The sequence below is a fragment of the Pantoea vagans genome (assembly GCF_004792415.1).
GTDB lineage: Bacteria > Pseudomonadota > Gammaproteobacteria > Enterobacterales > Enterobacteriaceae > Pantoea > Pantoea vagans.
Window position 1 is genome coordinate 1,737,792 of record NZ_CP038853.1, and the last position, 20,996, is coordinate 1,758,787.

A 20,996-nucleotide genomic window follows, 5' to 3' on the forward strand; every position below is an offset into this window, starting at 1 on the left:
TTAAGCTACTGACAGAATCGGTCAGCCGGCAAGCAGTAAATCATTTACGGCTATATTGGAACAACGCCGCTTCAAAGCCAAAATGCCGGTGCAGTAAAAAGCCTCAGGGGCTATTCCACTTCAGAGGCCCCCAGCGCGCGACCTGTCTCAAACTGGTATTAACATCCTCATCCTGAACCCGCCTGCGTGCGGTTTTTTTTTTATTATCCGGAGTTTTCATGACAGTCTCTCCACAGTCGCTGGCAGGCGGTGAACAGCAATCCATGAAGGTACTGGCCGACAGCATTTTCTCCTCGCTGCGTGTTTCCCTGCCCGGCATTATTGAATCGTTTGACCCAAAATCCTGTACCTGCACGGTTCAGCCTGCGCTCAGAGGGCAGCTCACGGACAGCAGCGGAAATTACAGCTCGTCAGCGTTACCGCTGCTGGTGGATGTCCCGGTAATTTTCCCGCGCGGCGGAGGCTGTACCATCACATTTCCGATAGCCGCAGGGGACGAATGCCTGGTGATATTTTCCGACCGCTGCATTGATTTCTGGTGGCAGAATGGCGGGGTTCAGGAAACTGTCGATCCACGCATGCACGATCTGTCTGATGCTTTCGCTATAGTCGGTCCGCAGTCACAGGCGAAAAAAATCAGCGATATTACGACAACGTCTGTACAGATTCGCACGGATGACGGCGCCAGTTTTATTGAGCTAAAACAGGATGGAAACGTCAATATCACGACTGCATTACTGACAGTAAATGGAGACGTAAAGGTAAATGGCTCGGTCACATCAACTGGCGACCAGATGGCCGCAGGCATCAGTCAAACAGGACACATGCATAGCGGTGTCCAGAAAGGGGAAAGCATCACAGGAGGTCCGCAGTGAAATACCGGCGAGAGGATGAGAAGGGCGACTATACCTTCGGTCAGGGTGATAATACCTGGCTGACTAATTCACCGGAGGCGGTGGCACAGGCAGTAAAAAACCGATTCCTGCTCTGGTACGGTCAGTGGTTTCTTGATACGTCGGAGGGAACGCCCTGGATAGAGTCAGTGTTGGGTAAGCAGCGTCCGGACACTTACAATCTGGCTATCCGCAGACGAATTCTGGAAACACGCGGCGTTAATTCCATCATCGCATTTGATACCACCCTTAACACCTCATCCCGGCGCGTACTCTTTAGCGCGACGATTGACACTCTTTACGGAACGACAACAGTCATAAGCGAGGCGTAATGGCACTCAATATAGACACGCTGGGGTTATCGGCAACGATAACGGCCCAGGGCATCAGTGCGCCCGGATACCAGACTATCCTCGCCACCCTCACCGGTTATTTCCAGCAGATATATGGCAGTGATGCTTATCTGGAGCCCGACAGCAAAGACGGACAACTGGTTGCTCTGGTGGCGCTGGCTATCAACGATGCTAACAATACTGCTATACGGGTTTATAACTCTTTCTCTCCGTCCACAGGCATGGGATCTGCCCTGACTCGGAATGTTAAAATTAACGGCATTTCGCGGCATGGAGCAACGAATTCGACAGTTGACGTAACGCTGACCGGCACCACAGGAACGACCATCGTAAATGGTTCAGTGCGTGACACGAATAGTATTTTATGGAACCTGCCTGCGAGCGTCACGATCGGCATTGACGGTACGGTGTTAACGACAGCAACCTGCACAACATCCGGCCCGGTAGCCGCAGTTAAAGGGGCTGTTAACCAGATCAACACGCCCACACGCGGCTGGATGTCCGTTATTAATGCAACTGCTGCTGCAATCGGCAGTGCGGCAGAAACCGATGCTGAATTACGTGTGCGACAGGGGCAAAGCGTTGCACTGCCGGCGTTAACCCCCTTTGAAGCGCTGGACGGTGCTATTGCCAATATAACCGGTGTTACACGTCATAAACTTTATGAAAATGACACGGGTGAGATTGATGACAATGGACTTCCTGCCCATTCCATCGCGGCAATTGTCGATGGCGGGGATGCAACAGAGATTGCTCAGACTCTTCGCAAAAAGAAAACACTGGGTGCGCCCACATATGGAAAAACATCGGTAAGCCTTACGGATGCCCATGGTAATCCCGTAAAAATTTCATTCTCGCGTCCGGTCGCTGTTCCCATTTTTGTCAATATTGAAATAAAGGCGTTTACCGGTTACACCAGTGCCGTCGGGGACAAAATTATAAATGCGATGGTTAATTATATTAACAGCCTGGGAATTGGTAATAACATTTACTTCGGTCGATTATTTTCGCCAGCGAACCTGACAACGGGCACCGATAAAGACGATAGCCAGTTTTACGATATTGTCAGTATCGCTATTGGCACCGGTAAAACATCTGTGACGACATCGAACATAGTCATCGCCTATGACAGTCTGGCCACCTGTACCGCGGCTAATATTTCGATCAGGGTGGTTTCATGAGCAAATATGTGGAACTGATAACTAACGTTCACAGGAATAAATCCCGTTATGCAGATCACGTCGATCTTTCAACGCGGCCACTAAGTGATGTTTCTGCCGCGCTTAATGGACTTGATGACGACTTCGACCTTGACAGGGCAACCGGTGCACAACTTGACATTATAGGGGAGTGGGTGGGCCGTAACCGGCGTATAACTGCTCCGATAGACGACTATTTTTTTACGCTCGATAGTGACAGCCTGGGGTTTGATTTTGGCACATGGAAGGGACGATACACCCCAGATAATGGTGCTATTGACGTGGGCGATACCGAATTCAGGGCAATGCTCCGCGCCAGAATAGGTGCAAACAACTGGGATGGTACCGTCGAAAGTCTGACTCCTGTTCTGGACGGCATATACCCGGACGGTAATATCAAACTATCATTTACAGATAATCAGGATATGACCATGAGTATCTATGTAAACGGCAGCGTTATATCCGGTATCACAAAAGAAATAATCAGGCAGGGGTTTCTTTCCATCAAACCCGCTGGCGTTTCGGTTACATACGTAATAAACGGTGAATAAGATGGCAAAAAATGATTTCAAGGCATTTGCAACGGGTGAAAACGCCAACGTTCTGACTCAGGCTGAATATGAAGAACTGGCTGCACTGCCCGCGGGATTTAGCTCAGGTATTGCCCGAAGTGAACAGCTGAATAAAGTCTGGCGACAGGCATCGACGATTGCTGCGGTAGTGTCGTCATTCATGGCGGATAAGAGCGGCGATGATGTTCTGGATGAAGGGGATATCTCAGCGCTGAAAGCGACGCTTGTAAAAGCATTACTTGCCAATTCTCGCACTCAACTTGATGATGTTTACCTGCAGAAAGCCAGAAGTCTCGCCGATCTGCCAAATAAGCTCACCGCTCGTCAGAATCTCGAACTGGACAAAGTTGGAAACTTTACTTCGGTACAGCAGGGGGGCGGCGATGGGATGCTTACAAATAAAGTTTATGTGGGCTGGAATGGCACAAAAATGATTGCCCAGGTCGACGCGGTTCGTATGGGAGATTTGTATTACGGCAATAATCCACCACCTTATCCCGTCACTAGTGTTAATACTAAAACAGGGGCAGTAACCCTCGATAAATCAGATGTAGGCCTGGGAAATGTGGGCAACTGGCCTGCTGTTCAGGCCAACGGTGGCCTCCATTCATCCGGTAATCACCGTTATTACATGGATTGGGGAACGGACGGTAAACTACATATTACTGTTGATTCGACAGACGTCGGGGAGCTCTTTACCACTCAAAATCCCCCAAATGCTGCACAGACGGGCGCTTACCCTAAAACGGGTGGCATTCTGAATGAGGAAGCCAGCGTTACCGTAATGTCTAATCTCAAAAGTGGTAATTCAGGGCAGGCTCTTTATGCACCTTTGTTTCGATCGTGTCTTAAAAACCGTGGTGGCGACATGGATTTCAAGGATGGCGCTTCGGCATGTTTCCGCATGGTTGAGGTTATCAGCAATTATGCATTTGCTGAGATTCTGTTAGATGGTTTTGGTGTAGTCCAGTCATTTGCATTCCGCAGTGACGGTAGTTTCAGGTCGCCCAGTTCTGTCTATGCAGGCGGTGCTTTTATGCCACCCGATGGTAACGTCTACGGCAGTATGTGGGGCGGCTACCTGAACAACTGGATCAATGGGCAGCTTGGTAACGTAAATAATGCAATCAATGGAGTAAGAGGCACAGCAAACGATGCCTGGAACAAAGCACAGGATGCGCAGGTTAACAGAGTTTCAGATGTCGCCTTGGGTGGTGAAGGCGCATTTCAGATAGTTAAAAATGGCCAGCAGCGTGTTCCTGGTGGTTGTGTGATGACTGGCTGGAATTTTGAAGGCGATAACCCCGGCGGAGATACGGTATTTTACCGTCCGGTTCAGAAGCACTACCCCTCAATAGGCTGGGTAAACGTAGGACATACAGCATGATGTTAATACTGAAAAATTTCACGCAGTACATTCCGGAATATGCGGATTTAATGATTCCCGCCCTCTATTTTCAAAGTGAAGAGGGTGAGGACTGGTATTTTCACCGTATGCGCTTTAGTGCCGACACGCTAAAATTTTGTTATGACAGCGAGAGCGTAATTCGCTCTTTTGGATTTGATGCATCACGCCTTTACCCCGGCGGATATTCCATTGCAGAAGTTGATAAAAGTGCGGTACCTGAAGGTATCGCGATTGATGGTTCATGGATGTTTGATGGTTCCGCAATTGTGCCACGTACTTATACGCGGACTGAAAAAGTTGAGCTGGCAAATAAAAAACGCCTGTCACTTATGGCTGATGCGGTTACTGAAATGTCCCCGTTGTCGGATGCGGTTGAGCTGGGCAGGGCAACCGATGAGCAGTCGGAACGGCTGACGGTGCTCAAAAATTATCGACTTGATCTAATTGATCTTGATGTTTCAGAACCAGATGATATTGTCTGGCCGGAGCTAAACGCATGAAGAATTAATATCAATAGTGGTGTCATAAAAAATATTTATTATCTGAGATGTGAAATATATTAATTTCGGTGTTTAATTGAGTCGATTTAAATATGAGGGTGGAGGAGGGTAAAATGTTGCTTTTGGCTTGGAGAAGCCCCCGGCATTGCTGAATAGAGTCAATGCATCTGCAGTTTCAGGTAATAAGTGGCCAGAAGTACTTGTAGTCGTTACTTTAAAAGAAAAGCCCGCTGGAAAGGCGGGCAAACGACAGTGTTATTTAATTATTTAGTTTTTCATTCTCGCTGAGGTAGCGAATGTTTATAGTAGTATGTTTATCTTTATTTGATAAATTTTATTCCCGTTATTTGTGACGCTTTCTGTTTTTTAAAAAATAACGCCGCCATGAGAGAAAATATACTCTTCAGCGATCACAGAAGAAACTCGCCTATTTTTTGAAATTGACCAATTAGTCCAATCCTCTGAATGCAATAAAATTAATAAAGCCAGATGTAACAGCAAGTGGGCCTGGTCTGTTGGCGCCTGATCATCTGAAATTATGCCCAGTGAATTATTAAATAGATGTAACCAGGTATGGAAGATATATCGCTGCAAGGAATGCGCTTTGACATGATCTTACACTGTCAGACGAAGGATCGATTGATTATATGCAGGGGAAATTTCATATTCAATACTCCCCAGCTTTGAAGCGATCCGACCTTTTTGTACACACGAATAAAGGCGATCCTACTTTACGAGATAAGTCAGTTCTTGTGGCAAGTTAAGGTCAGAGTCAATCAACAAAACTCCATTTTTGGGTTGGCCTGGAGTAAGTTCTTAATTTTAGCATATTTGTTATCAGGCATTTCGATGTCTGGAGTCGCAAATCTAACTTCGAATGGAAGAACGCCAGGCTTGGAAGAGGGTTGATCTGTTACAATAACTATTTCGTCAGCATTATGGCATTGATTGAGGAAGATTTAGCATTAAGAAGGGCCTCATAAATAAAATCTTCTCTAACGGAAAGGCTCACTACACTATTAACTTTTTCTCTAACATAAAGTGTGTATTTAGCATGGCTATGTTATAACGCGCACTATTATGCATCTATGGCGATAGTGTCAGTAGCTAGCGTCCAACCTCCGACAGTGGAGTCTGGATCCTAAATGTGATTAGATGCCTGCATCTGCCAGCCGATGAAGTGCCGCCATGAATCCCAGGGAAAATATTGTCAGCCAGTTCAGTGCATTGTCGCCTGAGTTGCAACGTGCTGCCGAGTTCTCACTCCAGAATACGAATCAGCTGGTGGTGCAATCCATGCGTGCTTTTGCCACAGAAGCGGGAGTGAAGCCTGCCACGCTGCTGCGCCTGGCACAGCGCCTGGGCTATGAGGGCTGGGGTGAACTTAAAGACGCGTTTATTGACGATATAGGTCTGCGCGATGATACCTACGTATCCAAAGCTGAAAAGCTGATCGCAAAACCAACCCAACCTCAGCTCTACGAAGAGGTCTTTCAGGCGCATCAGGCTAACCTTGCGGCGACGCAACATGAGAATCATCAGAAGATGGATCAGGCTGTCACCCTGCTGGATGCGGCGGAAAACGTCTATATCTGTGGATTTCGTGCCAGTTTTCCCATCGCCTGGTCACTGTTTTATATCTATCGATTATTTAACCGCCAGGTTTCATTGATTGATGGCCTGGCGAGCAATATCGAAGTCTTTACCCGCGAACTGACGGCGCAGGACGCGATTCTGCTGACCAGTTTTGCCCCTTATTCACGCGAATCGCTGACGGTGTTACAGGCTGCCAGGCAGGCAGGCGCGAAAATCGTCGCCATTACGGATTCGCCGGTTTCCCCTCTGGCGCAGGCCGCCGACTGTACCTTACTCTTCTCGGTAGAGAGTCCCTCTTTCTTTCCTTCTGTGGTTTCCGGTATGGGGCTGGCCGAATGTCTGCTGGCGATGCTGGTGGCACGTCATGGCCGCGAGGCGGTCAGCAAAATCGAAAATGCCGAACGCTACCTGATTGATTCAGGTGCCTATGTGGTGCCTGGCAAACCCTGAAAGAAGATCCATTTGAATCCGTCATAAGAAAATAGAATGCATATGTATCATTCTTGCGTTGACGTGATCCAAATGGATCCGGCAAGATGCGCTGAGTTATCGCAGCGTATTCAGGAGCAGGACCCAGCATGAGCCATATCATTCACCGCAGTCTGCGCAGCACGCCCGCCGTTGCAACCGGCGCACACGGATCGTACATCTTTGATGCACAGGGAAAACAGTATCTGGATGCCTGCGGAGGCGCTGCGGTTTCCTGCTTAGGTCACGCGCATCCTGACGTGCTGGCTGCGATGCATCGCCAGATCGACCAGCTCGCCTATGCACATACCGGTTTTTTTACCAGTGACACGGTTGAACAACTCGCGGAACATCTGACCCGCCATGCGCCTGGCGATCTCAATTATGCCTATTTCGTTTCGGGTGGTTCCGAAGCCGTAGAAACGGCGCTGAAGCTGGCCCGGCAATATTTCGTTGAAATCGGTCAGCCGTCCCGTACTCGCTTTATTGCCCGCCAGCAGAGTTACCACGGTAATACGCTGGGTGCGCTGGCGGTGGGGGGCAACGAATGGCGTCGTCGCCAGTTTGCCCCGCTGTTAATCGACGTGATCCGCGTTTCTGCCTGTAATGAATATCGCGACCGCCGTGCTGATGAAACACAGCAGCAATATACGCAGCGCCTGCTGAATGAGCTGGAGCAGGCGATTATTGATGCCGGCCCGGAGACGATCATCGGTTTTTGCGCAGAGACAGTCGTAGGCGCGACCACCGGCGCAACGCCGCCTACACCGGGTTACTTCAAAGGCGTGCGCGCCCTGTGTGATAAGTACGGCCTGCTCTATATTGCGGATGAAGTGATGTGCGGCATGGGACGTACCGGAACGCTTTACGCGTTTGAACAGGATGAGGTGGTGCCGGATCTGGTGACCATCGCCAAAGGGCTGGGGGGTGGCTACCAGCCTATCGGTGCGGTACTGGCGAGCGAAAAAATTGTCTCCGCTCTGCAGGCGGGCAGCGGACTGTTCCAGCATGGTCATACCTATATCTGCCACGCAACGGCGGCATCGGCCGCTTTGGCGGTGCAGCAGGTCATTAACCGCGACAATTTATTAGCAGTCGTGAAACAGCAGGGGGATTACCTGCAACGTGCGCTGCGCGATCGGCTGGGCGAGCTGCCACAGGTCGGTGACACCCGCGGGCGCGGCCTGTTCGCCGGGGTTGAACTGGTTCGTGATAAAGCCAGCAAAACGCCGTTCGATCCGGCGCTGAAACTGCACGCCAGAATTAAAGCTAATTGTATGGCACGGGGTCTGATGGTTTATCCCATGGGCGGAACGATTGACGGGCAATACGGCGATCACATTCTGATTGCACCACCCTTTATCATCACGACAGCACAGCTTGATTTTGTGGTGGAAACGCTGGAGCAGGTGATTCGTGAAGAGACGGCCAGCTTATGATTAACCGTCTGCCGCCGCTGGCGCATCACGAATGGGACGATCAGCAACGTCCGCTCGCAGAAGAGATCATTAACGGGCCGCGCGGCGCGCTGCTGCCACCGTTTGAGCCGTTGCTACGCAGCCCTGAGCTGATGGCACACGCACAGCGCATGGGGGAATATCTGCGGTATCGCAGTGCGCTGGGACAGCGTTTATCAGAGCTGGCCATTCTGATGACCGCCCGGCACTGGTCACAGCCGGTAGAATGGGCAATCCATGCGCCGATAGCGCGCGAGAAGGGCATTACTGCGGCCGCCGTGCAGGCGATCAATGAAAAGCGCCCGCCGGAAGACCTCGAACCCGATGAGTGGGTGATTTATCACTTCTGCCAGCAGCTGCACCAGCAGCAGAAAGTCAGCGACGCTACCTGGCAGCAGGCCATCGATTTGTGGGGCGAGAAGGGCGTGGTGGATCTGATTGGCATTAACGGCTATTACAGTTTTCTCTCAATGATCATGAACGGCGCACAGACGCCGGTGCCCGACACGCAGGATCATATTATTCCTGAATAAGTCATCGTTTAATCCGGGCGCAGCCTGATACGCCCTGCATTTCAAATAAATTCTGTTCAGTCATTCCGGCGATAACCTCGCCGGATGATATTCACTGTACGCTATTTCACCGACGCCGGGGGTTAGATATGTCTGGATTATTCTCTAAATTAAAAGTCTCATTGGTATTAGTTGCCTGCTCAGCCAGTTTTATTACTACTGCTCAGGATAAACTGATGGTAGGTGTGGATACCGCATTTGTGCCCTTTGAATTTAAACAGGGCGATAAGTATGTGGGCTTCGATATTGACTTGTGGAATGCTATCGCTAAAAAGATGAACGTCAGCTATGAATTACGCCCGATGGATTTTGGTGGCTTAATTCCAGGGCTGCAGTCCCGTAATCTGGATGTTGCGATGGCTGGTATTACGATTACCGATGCGCGGAAACAGGTCGTTGATTTCAGTGACGGCTATTACAATGCGGATTTACTGATGGCGGTAAAAAGCAGTGATACCGCGATCAAAAAATTCAGCGATTTAGCCGGTAAGAAAGTGGGCCTGAAACAGGGCACCGCGGCGGCCAGCTTTATGAAGAGCAAATATAAAGCCGACTATGTTGAGTTTCCTAACATCGATAACGCTTATCTCGATTTGCAGGCGGGTAATCTTGACGCGGTAGTGCATGATTCGCCGAACGTACTCTATTACGTGAAAAAGGCGGGCAATGGCAAAGTGAAATCCACAGGTGAGACAGACAGCATTCTGCCGCAGCAGTACGGGTTCGCGATGCAAAAGAACAGCAGCCTGACGCCGAAAGTTAACGCTGCATTGCAGGCGCTGCGTGCGGATGGCACCTACGACAAAATCTATGTTAAGTGGTTTGCGAAACAGCCGAAATAATTCAGACAGGTCGGCACAGTCCGACCTCATTTCGCCTTAATGGATCGAACTATGAATTTTGACAGTAAATATATCTGGGAATCCCTGCCGTTATTATTGCAGGGTTTGCAACTGACGCTGATTATTTCATTATCGGGTTTGCTGGGTGGTTTCGTAATCGGTCTGCTGGCCGGAACCTGTCGCGTATTAGGTGGGCGAATAACTAAAACGCTGTCGCTGATTTTCGTTGAGTTAATTCGCGGCACGCCAATTATGGTGCAGGTGATGTTTATCTACTTTGCCCTGCCGGTGGTTATTCCTATTCGTATTGATCCCATTACAGCGGCGATTGTGACCATTGTGATTAATTCCGGTGCCTATATCGCCGAGATTACGCGCGGTGCGATCCTCTCTATCAATAAAGGATTTAAAGAGGCGAGTCTTGCTATGGGATTATCGCAGCGCAGCACCCTGTGGCATGTGATTATGCCGCTGGCACTGCGGCGTATGATCCCCGCGCTGGGCAACCAGTGGATCATCAGTATTAAAGATACGTCGCTATTTATTGTTATCGGTGTCGCGGAGCTAACCCGTCAGGGACAGGAGATTATTGCCGGTAATTTCCGCGCACTGGAGGTCTGGACCGCCGTCGCGATGATTTATCTGCTGGTGACGCTCTGCCTGAGTTTCCTGCTGAAGCAACTGGAAAAAAGGATCCACATTCTATGAGCATGGTTGAATTTAATGCTGTGTCGAAAAATTTTGGCGCGACGCAGGTCCTGCACGATATCAATCTGAAGATAGAGGCGGGCGAAGTGGTAGTGATCATCGGGCCGTCGGGATCGGGTAAATCAACGCTGCTGCGCTGTATTAACAAGCTGGAAGACATCTCTTCCGGAACGCTGCTGGTGGCGGGCAAGCACATCACCGATCCGCATGCGAATGAATGCGACATCCGCCGCGAGGCGGGCATGGTGTTCCAGCAGTTTCACCTGTTTCCTCACCTGACCGCGCTGGAAAATGTGATGTTTGGCCCTGTCCGCGTGCGCAGGCAGAGCAAAGCGGCGGCCCGCGAACAGGCGCTGGCCTTGCTGGACCGGGTCGGCCTGCGTGAACGTGCCAGTCATTACCCCGCAGAACTCTCTGGTGGACAGCAGCAGCGTGTGGCGATTGCGCGCGCACTGGCGGTAAAACCCAAAATGATGCTGTTTGATGAACCCACCTCTGCGCTGGATCCCGAACTGCGTCATGAGGTGCTGAAAGTGATGCGCTCGCTCGCCGAAGAGGGCATGACGATGGTGATTGTGACTCACGAGATTGGTTTTGCCCGGGATGTGGCCTCAAGACTCATCTTTATTGATGGCGGGACCATTGCTGAAGATGGCTCACCTGATAAGCTGCTTAACGACAGCACGAATCCGCGCCTTAAAGAATTCCTGCAACACGTCTCCTGAAAGAAGTGAATGACAGCACAATGAAAAAAATTGCAATCAGTGGTTCGGCGTTTGAAATCGGTCAGCAGCTCGGCGAATTTGGCCGGGAGGCGTGGCATCAGAAACTGACGCACATCGCGCTGTGGCAAACGGTCACGGCCATGAAACACACGGAACAGACTCAGCGCATGCGCGCGCAGGTTCAGGCTGACTTCCCGCAAATCTGGCTTGAGCTGGAAGGGCTGGCCAGCGGTTTGCAGGCATCCATTGACGACGTGTTTGCATGGAACTGCCGGGGCGATCTGGTGCGTTCTACCTCAGACGGCTGCACCACGGTGGCCGGGCAACGCCGCGATGGGGCGTTGGTCATTGCGCACAATGAAGATGGTTTTCCGCAGCTACGGGGTGACTGTGCAGTGGTTCGTGTGCTGCCGGATCAGGGCATCGGGTTCACCAGCTTTGCCTACCCGGGTTCGATTTGCGGCCATACGTTTGCCGTCAATGACCGTGGGGTGGTGAACACGGTGAATAACATTCGTGCCGTGCATCGTCCGGCTGGCCTGCCGCGCCAGATTCTGGCGCGTGCAGCGCTGAATGCAGCCACGCTTGATGAGGCGATTGCGCTACTGACGACGTCGCCGCGCGCAGGCGCTTTTCATCATACGCTGGGGCAGCGGGGCGATAGCCGACTGTTCAGCGTTGAAGCGACCGGTACAGGTTGTTCTGTCACGCAGCTGTCCGGCCTCTTTGTGCATGCTAACCATCTTATCCATCCGCAACTTACTGCGACTGAGCAGGTGATCACCGACAGCTCTGCTTCACGCCAGCAGCGTCTGGATGTGTGGCTGAAAGGAGATCCAGCATTTGATGGTGACGCTGCAAAAGCCATTCTGTCTGATCAGCATGATGTGGTATTGCCCATCTACCGGCTCTCTCCGCAGGATCCCGACGAAGAGAATACGCTGGCAACGGCTATCTTCACGCTGGAATCACAACAGGTTGAGTGGCAGGTGTTCACGCTGGATCGCGGACAGGCCGTTTTGCAGGATGTGGTTAGTGAATAAATAACCCAGACCTGGCGAGAGGATCGCCGAAGGAAAACGTTATAAACCCGCTCAGGCGGGTTTTTTATCGCCAGCGGATGAACGGCTATGCGCCGCGTCTGCTTCCTGTTGCCGGCTGTCAGCCTTCACGTACAGGCGTTTTTAATTGTCATCCAGGACTTTTATCAAAAGCCGCAACACAATCTGCACGCTATCCGTTACGCTGCCACAGCCGATGTCTGTCATGAGAGGTTGAGTTAAATCGTCCCGGATTTCCGCTGTTCATCCCCGCAGCGTTTACACTGAAAGCAACGTCGCCTGGAATTTACCCTATGAAACGCAATCAGATTCTTACTTTAAGCCTGATACTGACCGTACTGTGCAGCGGCAACGCTGCGGCCAGCGCATGCCGCGCTGACAACGCCGCCGTGGTCAACAGCAACACCCTGATTTTGCTGGGGGGCAATGCGAAAGGCGCAGTGAAGCAGGTGATTGCAGGTGAATTTGGCAAAGATGTGAATTCGCAAAAGCGGGTGCTGGGTCAGTTTGACGCCTGTGGCGATCTGACGGTGGCTGACGTCAGCTACGACAAAAGTGAACGTAACGTGATCCTCAGCATGGAGCAACATATCGCCAGGGTACAGGGCGGCTGGGTGGCGGAATATGCGTATCTGGTCAAAGTGCTGAAAGAGGGCAAAGAAGTCGTTGTTGATAACCGGCAGGGGACGATTAACTGGCAGAAAGGCCAGCATGGCAATATTACCAGCGCCTCCGACAGGTTTACCAGCATGGGTAAAACCGGCTTTACCGACACCACCTATCGTTACGATCGCCAGCTACGGCTTGAGAAGAGTGTGGCACGTGGCAGCGATCCGCTGACTAACGGCGAGTTCCATTACCACTGGAATCCAAAGGGGCTGGTGACGCGCACCACCTCCGCCCGGGGAACTGACGAATACACCTACGATCCCCAATGGCGTGAAGTGCGGCTCAACGGCACGGCGACCACACCGCTGAGCACCATCCGCTCGGTTGATGAGTGTCAGTCCTGGGATGAGGTCGGCAACTGTACCCTGAGCTATCTGCATGAAACCGAAATCTTCACGCGTGGCACCATCGAGCGCCATCTCAGTTCCGCCTACAAATATGAGTACTGGGACCAGCCTGCGGCAGAAGAGTAACAGGCGATCGAATGATCGCCTGTTGGCGGCTTATTTCACCGTCTGACTAAAAGCATCCAGCGCCAGCAGGGCGTTGGCGATATCCTCAGGTGACAGATGAGGATTAAGGTTTTTCAGCGTATCACCCTCACTGTTCGCCAGTGCCCCGACTTTCACCAGATTTTCCCAGCTTTCATTCTCCAGATGCATTTCACGCAGCGTGGTCGGCATGTTGATGCTGCGATAGAAACGGATATAGCGCGCAATTTCCTCATCCGACCGCTGCTCCAGCACCATCTGCGTCAGTGTGCCATAGGCGACTTTTTCGCCGTGGGTCAGATGGTGGATATCGCCATCGATTGCGGTAAAACCATTGTGAATAGCGTGTGCAGCTGCCAGCCCGCCGTTTTCGAAGCCCAGCCCCGAGAGCAGCGTGTTCGCCTCAACCACAGCTTCCACGGCGGGCGTGACCCGTTTTTCGGTAACGGCGATATAGGCGCTGTACCCCCACTTAAGCAGTGTTTCTTCGCAGGCGCGGGCAATCGCCAGTCCGGCAAGGGTCGGATCGCCGCTGACCATGGATTTAGCATGGGACCGCGCCACGGCCTGCGCTTCAACCCAGGTGGCCAGGCCATCGGCAATGCCGGAGGCAAAGAGCCGTGCAGGCGCACTGGCGCAGACTGCGGTATCCACCAGCACCAGATCGGGATTTTTGCTGTAGAAGCGATAGCTCTCAAATACGCCGCTGTCAGAGTAAATCACCGACAGCGCGCTACAGGGGGCATCGGTGGAGGCAATGGTCGGCACGATGGCTACCGGCTGTTTAAGTTCGTCCGCCACCGCCTTGACCGTGTCCAGCGTTTTGCCGCCGCCCAGCCCGACCACCACGTTACAGCCCTGACTCTTCGCCAGCGCACTGAGACGGGTGATCTCATTACTGGAGGCTTCGCCATTAAACTGCTGCCAGCTGAATTTCACCCCGGCGGACTGCAGCGTCTGTTGCGCCCGTTCGCCAATCAGTTTCCAGACAACCTCATCTGCCACCAGAAAAGCCTGATCGCCCAGCTCAGTCAGGTACGTGCCCAGCTCATCCAGTACACCGGCGCCCTGCACATATTTACGGGGTGATGAAAAAATAAATTTACTCATAATCACATCTCCTTAATATGAATGGTTCGACCCGATCCAGCCTGGCACAATCCGCTCAGCGTGGCAGGCGATCCCGCATATGACCGCGCCATGGGCTGTTAAGCTGCCTGAACACCCCTTGCTCAGAGATAACGGAGAATCATCATGAGCGCCACGCTCTTTTCATTTCTGTTTGCAATAACCATTCTGACACTCACACCTGGATTTGATACCGCGCTGGTGCTGCGAACCGCCATTGCGCAGGGCTGGCAGCGCGCCTGGGCGACAGCCCTTGGCGTGACGCTGGGTTGTCTGCTCTGGGGCATCGCAGTTGGGCTGGGACTGGGCGCGCTGCTGATGGCCTCTGAGATCGCCTATAACCTGCTGAAGTGGATCGGTGCCGGCTGGCTGCTCTATCTGGGCATAAAGATGCTGCTTAAGCCGCGTCAGCAATCCGTGGAGACAGCTGAACAGCCTGCACAACAGCAGGGCTATCTGGCCTGCTTCAGCCGGGGATTAATGGGAAATCTGCTGAACCCGAAAATTGGCGTATTTTACGTCACTTTTCTGCCGCAGTTTATCCCGGCGGGGGCGTCGGTGGCGCTCTGGTGCACGCTAATGGCGCTGGCACACATGCTGCTGGGGCTGATCTGGAATGCGGTCCTGATTGGCGGCAGCCACTATTTCTCCGGACATCTGCGAAAACCGAATGTGCTGAAGGGGATGGATCGCCTGACCGGCTGCGTGTTTATTGGATTTGCGGCGAAACTGGCGTTGTCTCGCCGCTAGGGCATTAAGGTTTGGTGGCGACCAGCACGGCGCGCAGGGGAGCCGGATAGCCTTCAACCGTTTTGCTGGGGTCCTCGGGATCGAGGAATTCCGCCAGCGACTCGCTGGTCATCCAGTCGGTGCGGCGCTGCTCTTCAGTGGTGGTCAGCGCAAAATCGACAATCCGCACATCGACAAACCCGCTTTTCTCCAGCCAGCTTTTCAGTGCTTCCGCTGAAGGAATGAAGAAGACGTTGCGCATCTGGGCATAGCGTTCACCGGGTACCAGCACCTGATTGACATCGCCTTCAATCACCAGCGTTTCCAGCACCAGCTCGCCCCCACTCACCAGCTGATTTTTCAGCTGTAACAGGTGATCCAGCGGGGAACGACGGTGATAGAGCACACCCATCGAAAATACGGTATCAAACGCCTGTAACGCCGGTAGCTGCTCAATGCCCAGCGGCAGCATATGCGCCCGGCGGTCGTCATTCAGCAGCTTACGCACTGCTTCGAACTGCACCAGGAACAGCTGCATTGGATCGATGCCCACGACCAGATGTGCGCCCGCGCCAATCATCCGCCACATGTGGTAACCGCTGCCACAGCCCACATCCAGCACCGTCCGGCCCGCCAGCGGGGAGATGTGCGGCAGCACGCGTTCCCACTTCCAGTCAGATCGCCATTCAGTGTTGATGTGGGTGCCGTAGAGGAAGTAGGGCCCTTTGCGCCACGGCATCAGGTTACGCAGTAGTTTCTCAATCCCCTGACGATGGCGGTCGCTGATGTCATCGCGGTCGGCGGTGACGCTGTGCAGCAGGTCGAGCTTTTGCGGCTCCAGCAGCGGCAGATACTCCAGCGACTTGTACCAGTCACGAAAGTGACCATGCAGGTTTTCACGCTGCCATTCGCTGATTTGCGCCGGTAATACTTCCAGCCACTTCGCCAGCGGGCCCACTGCAATTTGCTGATAAAAACGGCCAAAGTCGATCATTTCAACGCCACCAGAGATCCAAAATTAAAGCACTGGAACCAGAGTTCGGCGTGCGAGAAACCGGCCTGTTTCAGGCGGGCTTTATGCGCTTCGACGCTGTCAGTCAGCATCACATTTTCCAGCATGCTGCGTTTCTGGCTGATTTCCAGTTCGCTGTAGCCGTTGGCGCGTTTGAAGTCGTGATGCATGTTGAATAACAGCTCACCGACCTCGGCATCTTCAAAGCTGAACTTCTCCGACAGCACCAGCGCGCCGCCCGGTTTAAGTCCCTGCCAGATCTTTTCCAGCAGCGCCAGGCGTGCAGGCGGCTCCAGAAACTGCAGCGTGAAGTTGAGCACCACCAGTGAGGCGTCTTCAATCTCAATGTCGCGGATATCCGCTTCCAGCACCGTAACCGGCGTGTCAGCGCGAAACGCATCAAGATGCCGGCGGCAGCGCTCCACCATCGCCGGGGAGTTATCCACCGCGATGATCTGGCAACCTGGCACATGAATATTGCGGCGCACCGAGAGGGTGGCCGCGCCCAGCGAGCAGCCCAGGTCATAGACCCTGCTGTCCGGGGTAACAAAACGTTCTGCCAGCATGCCAATCATCGAAATGATGTTGGAATAGCCCGGCACCGAGCGCTGAATCATGTCAGGAAAGACTTCAGCTACACGCTCGTCAAAAGTCCAGTCGCCCAGTTTTGCAATGGGCGCTGAGAAGAGTTGATCGCGGTCAGACATATCGAAAATCCGAAGAGACGACGGAAAGGGCGTTATTCTCGCAGAAAGTGGGGCGGGCTGCACCCCTTAACCCAGGCTGGCTTAATGGAGCGTCAGGACCAGTTCCCACGGCATGTAGATCAGGTTGAAAATCACCATGCCGCACAGGGAAAACAGCGTCAGGAGCATGCCATATTTACGGCCCGCCATGGCACTGCTGCGCAATCCCCACGCATGCAGCAGGCGGCTGATAAAGAACAGCAGGCCGGTGAGATGTACCATCCAGATATCGGTGCCGTTCATCTCCATCATCACCAGCAGAAACAGCGCCAGCGGAATGGTTTCAATGGCATTGCCATGAATGCGGATCGCCATTTTCAGGTCGTGATAGCCGCCATCGCCATACGCCACCCGGTAGAACCGGCGGTAACGCACCACATCCAGCGTGAATTTCATTACCAGCAATGCCCCTATCACCACATATAACGCGCTAACCATAGCCACTCCAGCGACTGTCCATAATGATTCTATTCTAACGGGCGTGCAGCCCGCTGTCCTGTAACGCAATCAAAACAGTGACGTCTGTTGCGGCCAGTCTGGTCCATTGCCAATAGCCGGATCGATCTCCTGCAACTGCGGCCACAGTGCCTGCACCAGCGGAAAAACCTGGCCCATATCGGGGGTGTGCAGAAACAGCATGGCGTCGCCCTGTTGCTGCCACTCAGCCAGCTTGGGCCGCCAGATCTGAAACAGGGGAATGCTCTCGTCCACGCTATCGCTGCCGATAAAGCGCACCATCGGCTGGGAGCCGGTTCGCAGGGCATGCGGCGGCACTTTCGGCTTCTGCGAACGCGCGACCAGTGCCGCCGGACTTTGCGAGGTGGAGGCGTGAACCGGACGGCTATCGAGCATCACACGATTGATGCCGCGCTCAAGCAGGCCCCGATTGAGTGACCGTTCCGCCTCGCCCTTGGCGAAGAAAGCCGGATGACGCACTTCGACGCCGTAGTGAAAGCGGCGCGGCAGACTATCCAGAAAAAGCCACAGGTCGTTGAGCTGAGCCGGGGAGAAGCTGGCGGGCAGCTGCAGCCAGTACTGACCGATGCGGTCGGCTAGCGGTTCCATCAGGCGCAGAAAATCGGTCAGCAGATCATCGCTATGCTGCAGCGCCGCCTGATGGCTGATGGTACTGGGAAATTTAAAGCAGAAGCGAAATGCATCGTGCGTCATGTCGCGCCAGCGCATCACCGTTTCCGCATTCGGCAGCGCATAGAGGGTGGTATTTCCCTCTACGCAGTGGAAGTAGCGGGCATAGTCCGCCAGGCTTTCGATACCCCAGCGTTTCCAGTGTGAATGCTGCCACTGGGGCAGGCCAATACGAAGTGTCACGCGCGCTCCTGGCTGCAGGTTAAGAGATTGCATTATCCGCTATGGTCGGGCTGAGGGGCAAATGCACACAGGAAATCGGCGCTTTGGCGCTGATCTGCTTATCCTGTCTGGCTTTTTCCATTATAATGGCCGCCATTTTTGCGACAGCATCGCATCAGGTAACGCGGCCGGATGCTGTCAGCTGCAGCGGCGAAGTTAAAAGGATAGTGTTATGCGTACAGAATATTGCGGACAGCTCAATCTGTCTCATGTGGGTCAGCAAGTCACGCTTTGCGGCTGGGTAAACCGCCGTCGCGATCTGGGCAGTTTGATTTTTATCGACATGCGCGACCGTGAAGGCATCGTGCAGGTGTTTTTTGATCCCGATCGTCAGGACGCATTTAAGCTGGCTTCTGAACTGCGTAACGAATTCTGCATCCAGATCACCGGTACCGTGCGCGCACGCGATGAGAAGAACAAAAACAGCGACATGGCGACTGGCGAAGTCGAAGTGTTTGCCCAGGCGCTGACCATCATCAACCGCTCTGAGCCCCTGCCGCTGGACTCGAATCAGACCAACAGCGAAGAAGCGCGCCTGAAATACCGCTATCTGGATCTGCGTCGCCCTGAGATGGTGACGCGTCTGAAAACCCGCGCAAAAATTACCAGCTTTGTCCGTCGCTTTATGGATGATGAAGGTTTCCTGGATATCGAAACCCCGATGCTGACCAAGGCGACGCCAGAAGGCGCGCGCGACTATCTGGTGCCAAGCCGCGTTCACAAAGGCAAATTTTATGCGCTGCCGCAGTCACCACAGCTGTTCAAACAGCTGCTGATGATGTCCGGCTTTGACCGCTACTATCAGATCGTAAAATGCTTCCGCGACGAAGATTTACGAGCCGATCGCCAGCCAGAATTTACCCAGATCGACGTAGAAACCTCCTTTATGACTGCACCACAGGTGCGTGAAATCATGGAGCGTCTAATCCGCAATCTGTGGCAGGACGTGCAGGGCGTGGACCTCGGTGAGTTCCCGCAGATGACCTTTGCGGAAGCGATGCATCGCTACGGTTCCGATAAGCCGGATCTGCGTAACCCGATGGAGCTGGTGGACGTTGGCGACCTGCTGAAAAACGTGGAGTTCCAGGTCTTCTCTGGCCCGGCTAACGATGAAAAAGGCCGTGTTGCCGCGCTGCGCGTGCCGACCGGTGCCCAGCTGAGCCGTAAGCAGATTGATGAATATGGCAAGTTCGTCGAGATTTATGGTGCGAAAGGGCTGGCGTGGATGAAGGTTAACATCCGTGCCGACGGCCTGGAAGGCGTGCAGAGCCCGGTTGCCAAGTTCCTCAATGCAGAGATCGTTGAAGGCATTCTGAGCCGTACCGGCGCACAGGATGGCGACATCATCTTCTTTGGTGCCGATCGCGCCAAAGTGGTCGCGGACGCACTGGGGGCGCTGCGCCTGAAAGTGGGCCGCGAGCTGAGCATCACCGATGAGAAAGCCTGGGCACCGCTGTGGGTGATCGACTTCCCGATGTTTGAAGAGGACGAAGAGGACGGTCTGGCCGCGATGCACCATCCGTTCACTGCGCCGAAAGAGATGAGCGCAGAAGAGCTGGCGGCCGATCCGACCCGTGCCGTGGCGAACGCCTACGACATGGTGATCAATGGTTATGAAGTGGGTGGCGGTTCAGTGCGTATCCACAACGGCAAAATGCAGCAGACGGTGTTCAGCATTCTGGGTATTGAAGAGCACGAGCAGCGCGAGAAGTTTGGCTTCCTGCTGGATGCGCTGAAGTTCGGTACACCACCGCATGCGGGCCTGGCCTTTGGTCTGGATCGCCTGACCATGCTGCTGACCGGCACCGACAACATTCGTGATGTTATCGCGTTCCCGAAAACCACGGCCGCAGCCTGCATGATGACCGAAGCGCCAAGCGAAGCGAACCCGGCTTCTCTGCTGGAGCTCGGTATTCAGGTGGTTAAAAAAGAAAAGCCTGAGAATAAATAATGGGCTATAAACACCCGGTTTCAGTGCTGGTCGTCATTTCGGCGCGCGATACTGGCCGGGTGCTGATGCTGCAGCGGCGTGACGATCCCGCGTTCTGGCAGTCGGTGACCGGCAGCCTGGAAGCGGGAGAGTCACCGCTGGCAACTGCGTATCGTGAGGTGAATGAAGAGGTCGGCATTGACGTGCTGGCTGAGCGGCTGGAAATAGAGGATTGTCAGCGTCAGATTGACTTTGAAATCTTTCCCCATTTTCGCCATCGCTATGCACCGGATGTCACCCATAATCACGAACACTGGTTTCGCCTGCAACTGCCGGAAGAGCGGGATATCACGCTGACCGAGCATCTGGCGTTTCGCTGGCTGGCACCCGCTGACGCTGCAGCATTAACCCGATCGTGGAGTAACCGCCAGGCAATTGAAGAATTTATCTGAATGCTCGCCATCGCCCGGTATTCCGGCGGCGGATAGATTAAATTTTATGAATCTGGTGAGTTTTAACAGGACTACACCAACCTATTGAACAGTCAGGCGTCATCCTCGCCACGAAAT

The 20,996-nt window shown here is 53.3% G+C and carries 22 protein-coding genes; 17 read left to right on the plus strand and 5 right to left on the minus strand.

Annotated elements, in window-relative coordinates; genetic code table 11:
* The first annotated feature begins 218 nt into the window (after positions 1-218).
* From EGO56_RS08040 to EGO56_RS08105, 14 genes are all read left to right on the plus strand, one after another.
* Positions 219-875, plus strand: a complete 657-nt coding sequence (locus EGO56_RS08040) for a Gp138 family membrane-puncturing spike protein (protein WP_135908416.1) — start codon at positions 219-221, stop codon at positions 873-875.
* Positions 872-1,225 (plus strand): contractile injection system sheath initiator, encoded by a 354-nt coding sequence (locus EGO56_RS08045; RefSeq protein WP_135908418.1) that lies wholly within the window; start codon positions 872-874, stop codon positions 1,223-1,225. Before EGO56_RS08040 ends, EGO56_RS08045 begins: the two co-directional genes overlap by 4 nt.
* On the plus strand, positions 1,225-2,427 hold the full coding sequence (locus tag EGO56_RS08050; RefSeq protein ID WP_135908420.1) for a baseplate J/gp47 family protein: 1,203 nt from the start codon (positions 1,225-1,227) through the stop codon (positions 2,425-2,427). Before EGO56_RS08045 ends, EGO56_RS08050 begins: the two co-directional genes overlap by 1 nt.
* The gene (locus EGO56_RS08055; RefSeq protein ID WP_135908422.1) at positions 2,424-2,996 is read left to right on the plus strand and encodes a DUF2612 domain-containing protein; all 573 of its coding nucleotides are present in this window, start codon (positions 2,424-2,426) and stop codon (positions 2,994-2,996) included. Before EGO56_RS08050 ends, EGO56_RS08055 begins: the two co-directional genes overlap by 4 nt.
* A 1-nt stretch (position 2,997) precedes the next feature.
* A complete protein-coding gene (locus EGO56_RS08060) occupies positions 2,998-4,404 on the plus strand; it encodes a hypothetical protein (protein WP_135908424.1) in 1,407 nt (468 codons plus the stop codon).
* A complete protein-coding gene (locus tag EGO56_RS08065) occupies positions 4,401-4,925 on the plus strand; it encodes a tail fiber assembly protein (protein WP_135908426.1) in 525 nt (174 codons plus the stop codon). The genes EGO56_RS08060 and EGO56_RS08065 overlap by 4 nt, the downstream gene beginning before the upstream one ends.
* 1,188 nt (positions 4,926-6,113) lie before the next feature.
* A complete protein-coding gene (locus tag EGO56_RS08070; protein ID WP_135908428.1) occupies positions 6,114-6,971 on the plus strand; it encodes a MurR/RpiR family transcriptional regulator in 858 nt (285 codons plus the stop codon).
* Positions 6,972-7,099: 128 nt separating this feature from the next.
* A complete protein-coding gene (locus EGO56_RS08075) occupies positions 7,100-8,428 on the plus strand; it encodes an aspartate aminotransferase family protein (RefSeq protein ID WP_135908430.1) in 1,329 nt (442 codons plus the stop codon).
* Positions 8,425-8,979: a carboxymuconolactone decarboxylase family protein gene (locus EGO56_RS08080; protein WP_185948876.1), complete on the plus strand. Its 555-nt coding sequence runs from the start codon at positions 8,425-8,427 to the stop codon at positions 8,977-8,979. Before EGO56_RS08075 ends, EGO56_RS08080 begins: the two co-directional genes overlap by 4 nt.
* A gap of 128 nt (positions 8,980-9,107) precedes the next feature.
* Positions 9,108-9,860, plus strand: a complete 753-nt coding sequence (gene glnH / locus EGO56_RS08085; RefSeq protein WP_135908432.1) for a glutamine ABC transporter substrate-binding protein GlnH — start codon at positions 9,108-9,110, stop codon at positions 9,858-9,860.
* A gap of 51 nt (positions 9,861-9,911) precedes the next feature.
* Complete coding sequence (glnP, locus tag EGO56_RS08090; protein WP_135908434.1) at positions 9,912-10,568, plus strand: glutamine ABC transporter permease GlnP; 657 nt, start codon at positions 9,912-9,914, stop codon at positions 10,566-10,568.
* A 2-nt stretch (positions 10,569-10,570) separates the two neighbouring features.
* Complete coding sequence (gene glnQ, locus EGO56_RS08095) at positions 10,571-11,293, plus strand: glutamine ABC transporter ATP-binding protein GlnQ (protein ID WP_135910542.1); 723 nt, start codon at positions 10,571-10,573, stop codon at positions 11,291-11,293.
* A gap of 20 nt (positions 11,294-11,313) precedes the next feature.
* Positions 11,314-12,336 carry a C45 family autoproteolytic acyltransferase/hydrolase gene (locus EGO56_RS08100; protein WP_135908436.1) on the plus strand — a complete coding sequence of 341 codons (1,023 nt, stop codon included), beginning with the start codon at positions 11,314-11,316 and terminating at the stop codon, positions 12,334-12,336.
* A gap of 311 nt (positions 12,337-12,647) precedes the next feature.
* Positions 12,648-13,496 (plus strand): hypothetical protein, encoded by an 849-nt coding sequence (locus EGO56_RS08105; protein WP_135908438.1) that lies wholly within the window; start codon positions 12,648-12,650, stop codon positions 13,494-13,496.
* A gap of 30 nt (positions 13,497-13,526) precedes the next feature.
* On the opposite strand, the gene EGO56_RS08110 is transcribed toward EGO56_RS08105, so the two are convergent.
* Entirely contained in the window at positions 13,527-14,624 is a 1,098-nt protein-coding gene (locus EGO56_RS08110; RefSeq protein ID WP_135908440.1) for a glycerol dehydrogenase, read from the minus strand.
* A 144-nt stretch (positions 14,625-14,768) separates the two neighbouring features.
* Between EGO56_RS08110 and EGO56_RS08115 the strand changes: the two genes are divergently transcribed.
* Complete coding sequence (locus EGO56_RS08115; protein WP_135908442.1) at positions 14,769-15,392, plus strand: LysE family translocator; 624 nt, start codon at positions 14,769-14,771, stop codon at positions 15,390-15,392.
* Positions 15,393-15,396: 4 nt separating this feature from the next.
* Here the strand turns inward: EGO56_RS08115 and cmoB are convergent, their stop codons facing one another.
* The 4 genes from cmoB to EGO56_RS08135 all read right to left on the minus strand — a co-directional run bounded on the left by cmoB (position 15,397) and on the right by EGO56_RS08135 (position 18,458).
* Positions 15,397-16,365: a tRNA 5-methoxyuridine(34)/uridine 5-oxyacetic acid(34) synthase CmoB gene (cmoB, locus tag EGO56_RS08120; protein WP_033732928.1), complete on the minus strand. Its 969-nt coding sequence runs from the start codon at positions 16,363-16,365 to the stop codon at positions 15,397-15,399.
* The gene (gene cmoA / locus EGO56_RS08125; RefSeq protein ID WP_033732927.1) at positions 16,362-17,090 is read right to left on the minus strand and encodes a carboxy-S-adenosyl-L-methionine synthase CmoA; all 729 of its coding nucleotides are present in this window, start codon (positions 17,088-17,090) and stop codon (positions 16,362-16,364) included. The genes cmoB and cmoA overlap by 4 nt, the downstream gene beginning before the upstream one ends.
* A gap of 81 nt (positions 17,091-17,171) precedes the next feature.
* On the minus strand, positions 17,172-17,567 hold the full coding sequence (locus EGO56_RS08130) for an MAPEG family protein (protein ID WP_135908444.1): 396 nt from the start codon (positions 17,565-17,567) through the stop codon (positions 17,172-17,174).
* Positions 17,568-17,636: 69 nt separating this feature from the next.
* Positions 17,637-18,458 (minus strand): DUF72 domain-containing protein, encoded by an 822-nt coding sequence (locus tag EGO56_RS08135; RefSeq protein ID WP_135908446.1) that lies wholly within the window; start codon positions 18,456-18,458, stop codon positions 17,637-17,639.
* A gap of 211 nt (positions 18,459-18,669) precedes the next feature.
* Here EGO56_RS08135 and aspS point away from each other — a divergent pair, with 211 nt between their 5' ends.
* Together aspS and nudB are read left to right on the plus strand one after the other, a co-directional pair.
* Positions 18,670-20,448 (plus strand): aspartate--tRNA ligase, encoded by a 1,779-nt coding sequence (aspS, locus tag EGO56_RS08140; protein ID WP_135908448.1) that lies wholly within the window; start codon positions 18,670-18,672, stop codon positions 20,446-20,448.
* Complete coding sequence (nudB, locus tag EGO56_RS08145) at positions 20,448-20,879, plus strand: dihydroneopterin triphosphate diphosphatase (protein WP_135908450.1); 432 nt, start codon at positions 20,448-20,450, stop codon at positions 20,877-20,879. The genes aspS and nudB overlap by 1 nt, the downstream gene beginning before the upstream one ends.
* The last annotated feature ends 117 nt before the right edge of the window (positions 20,880-20,996 follow it).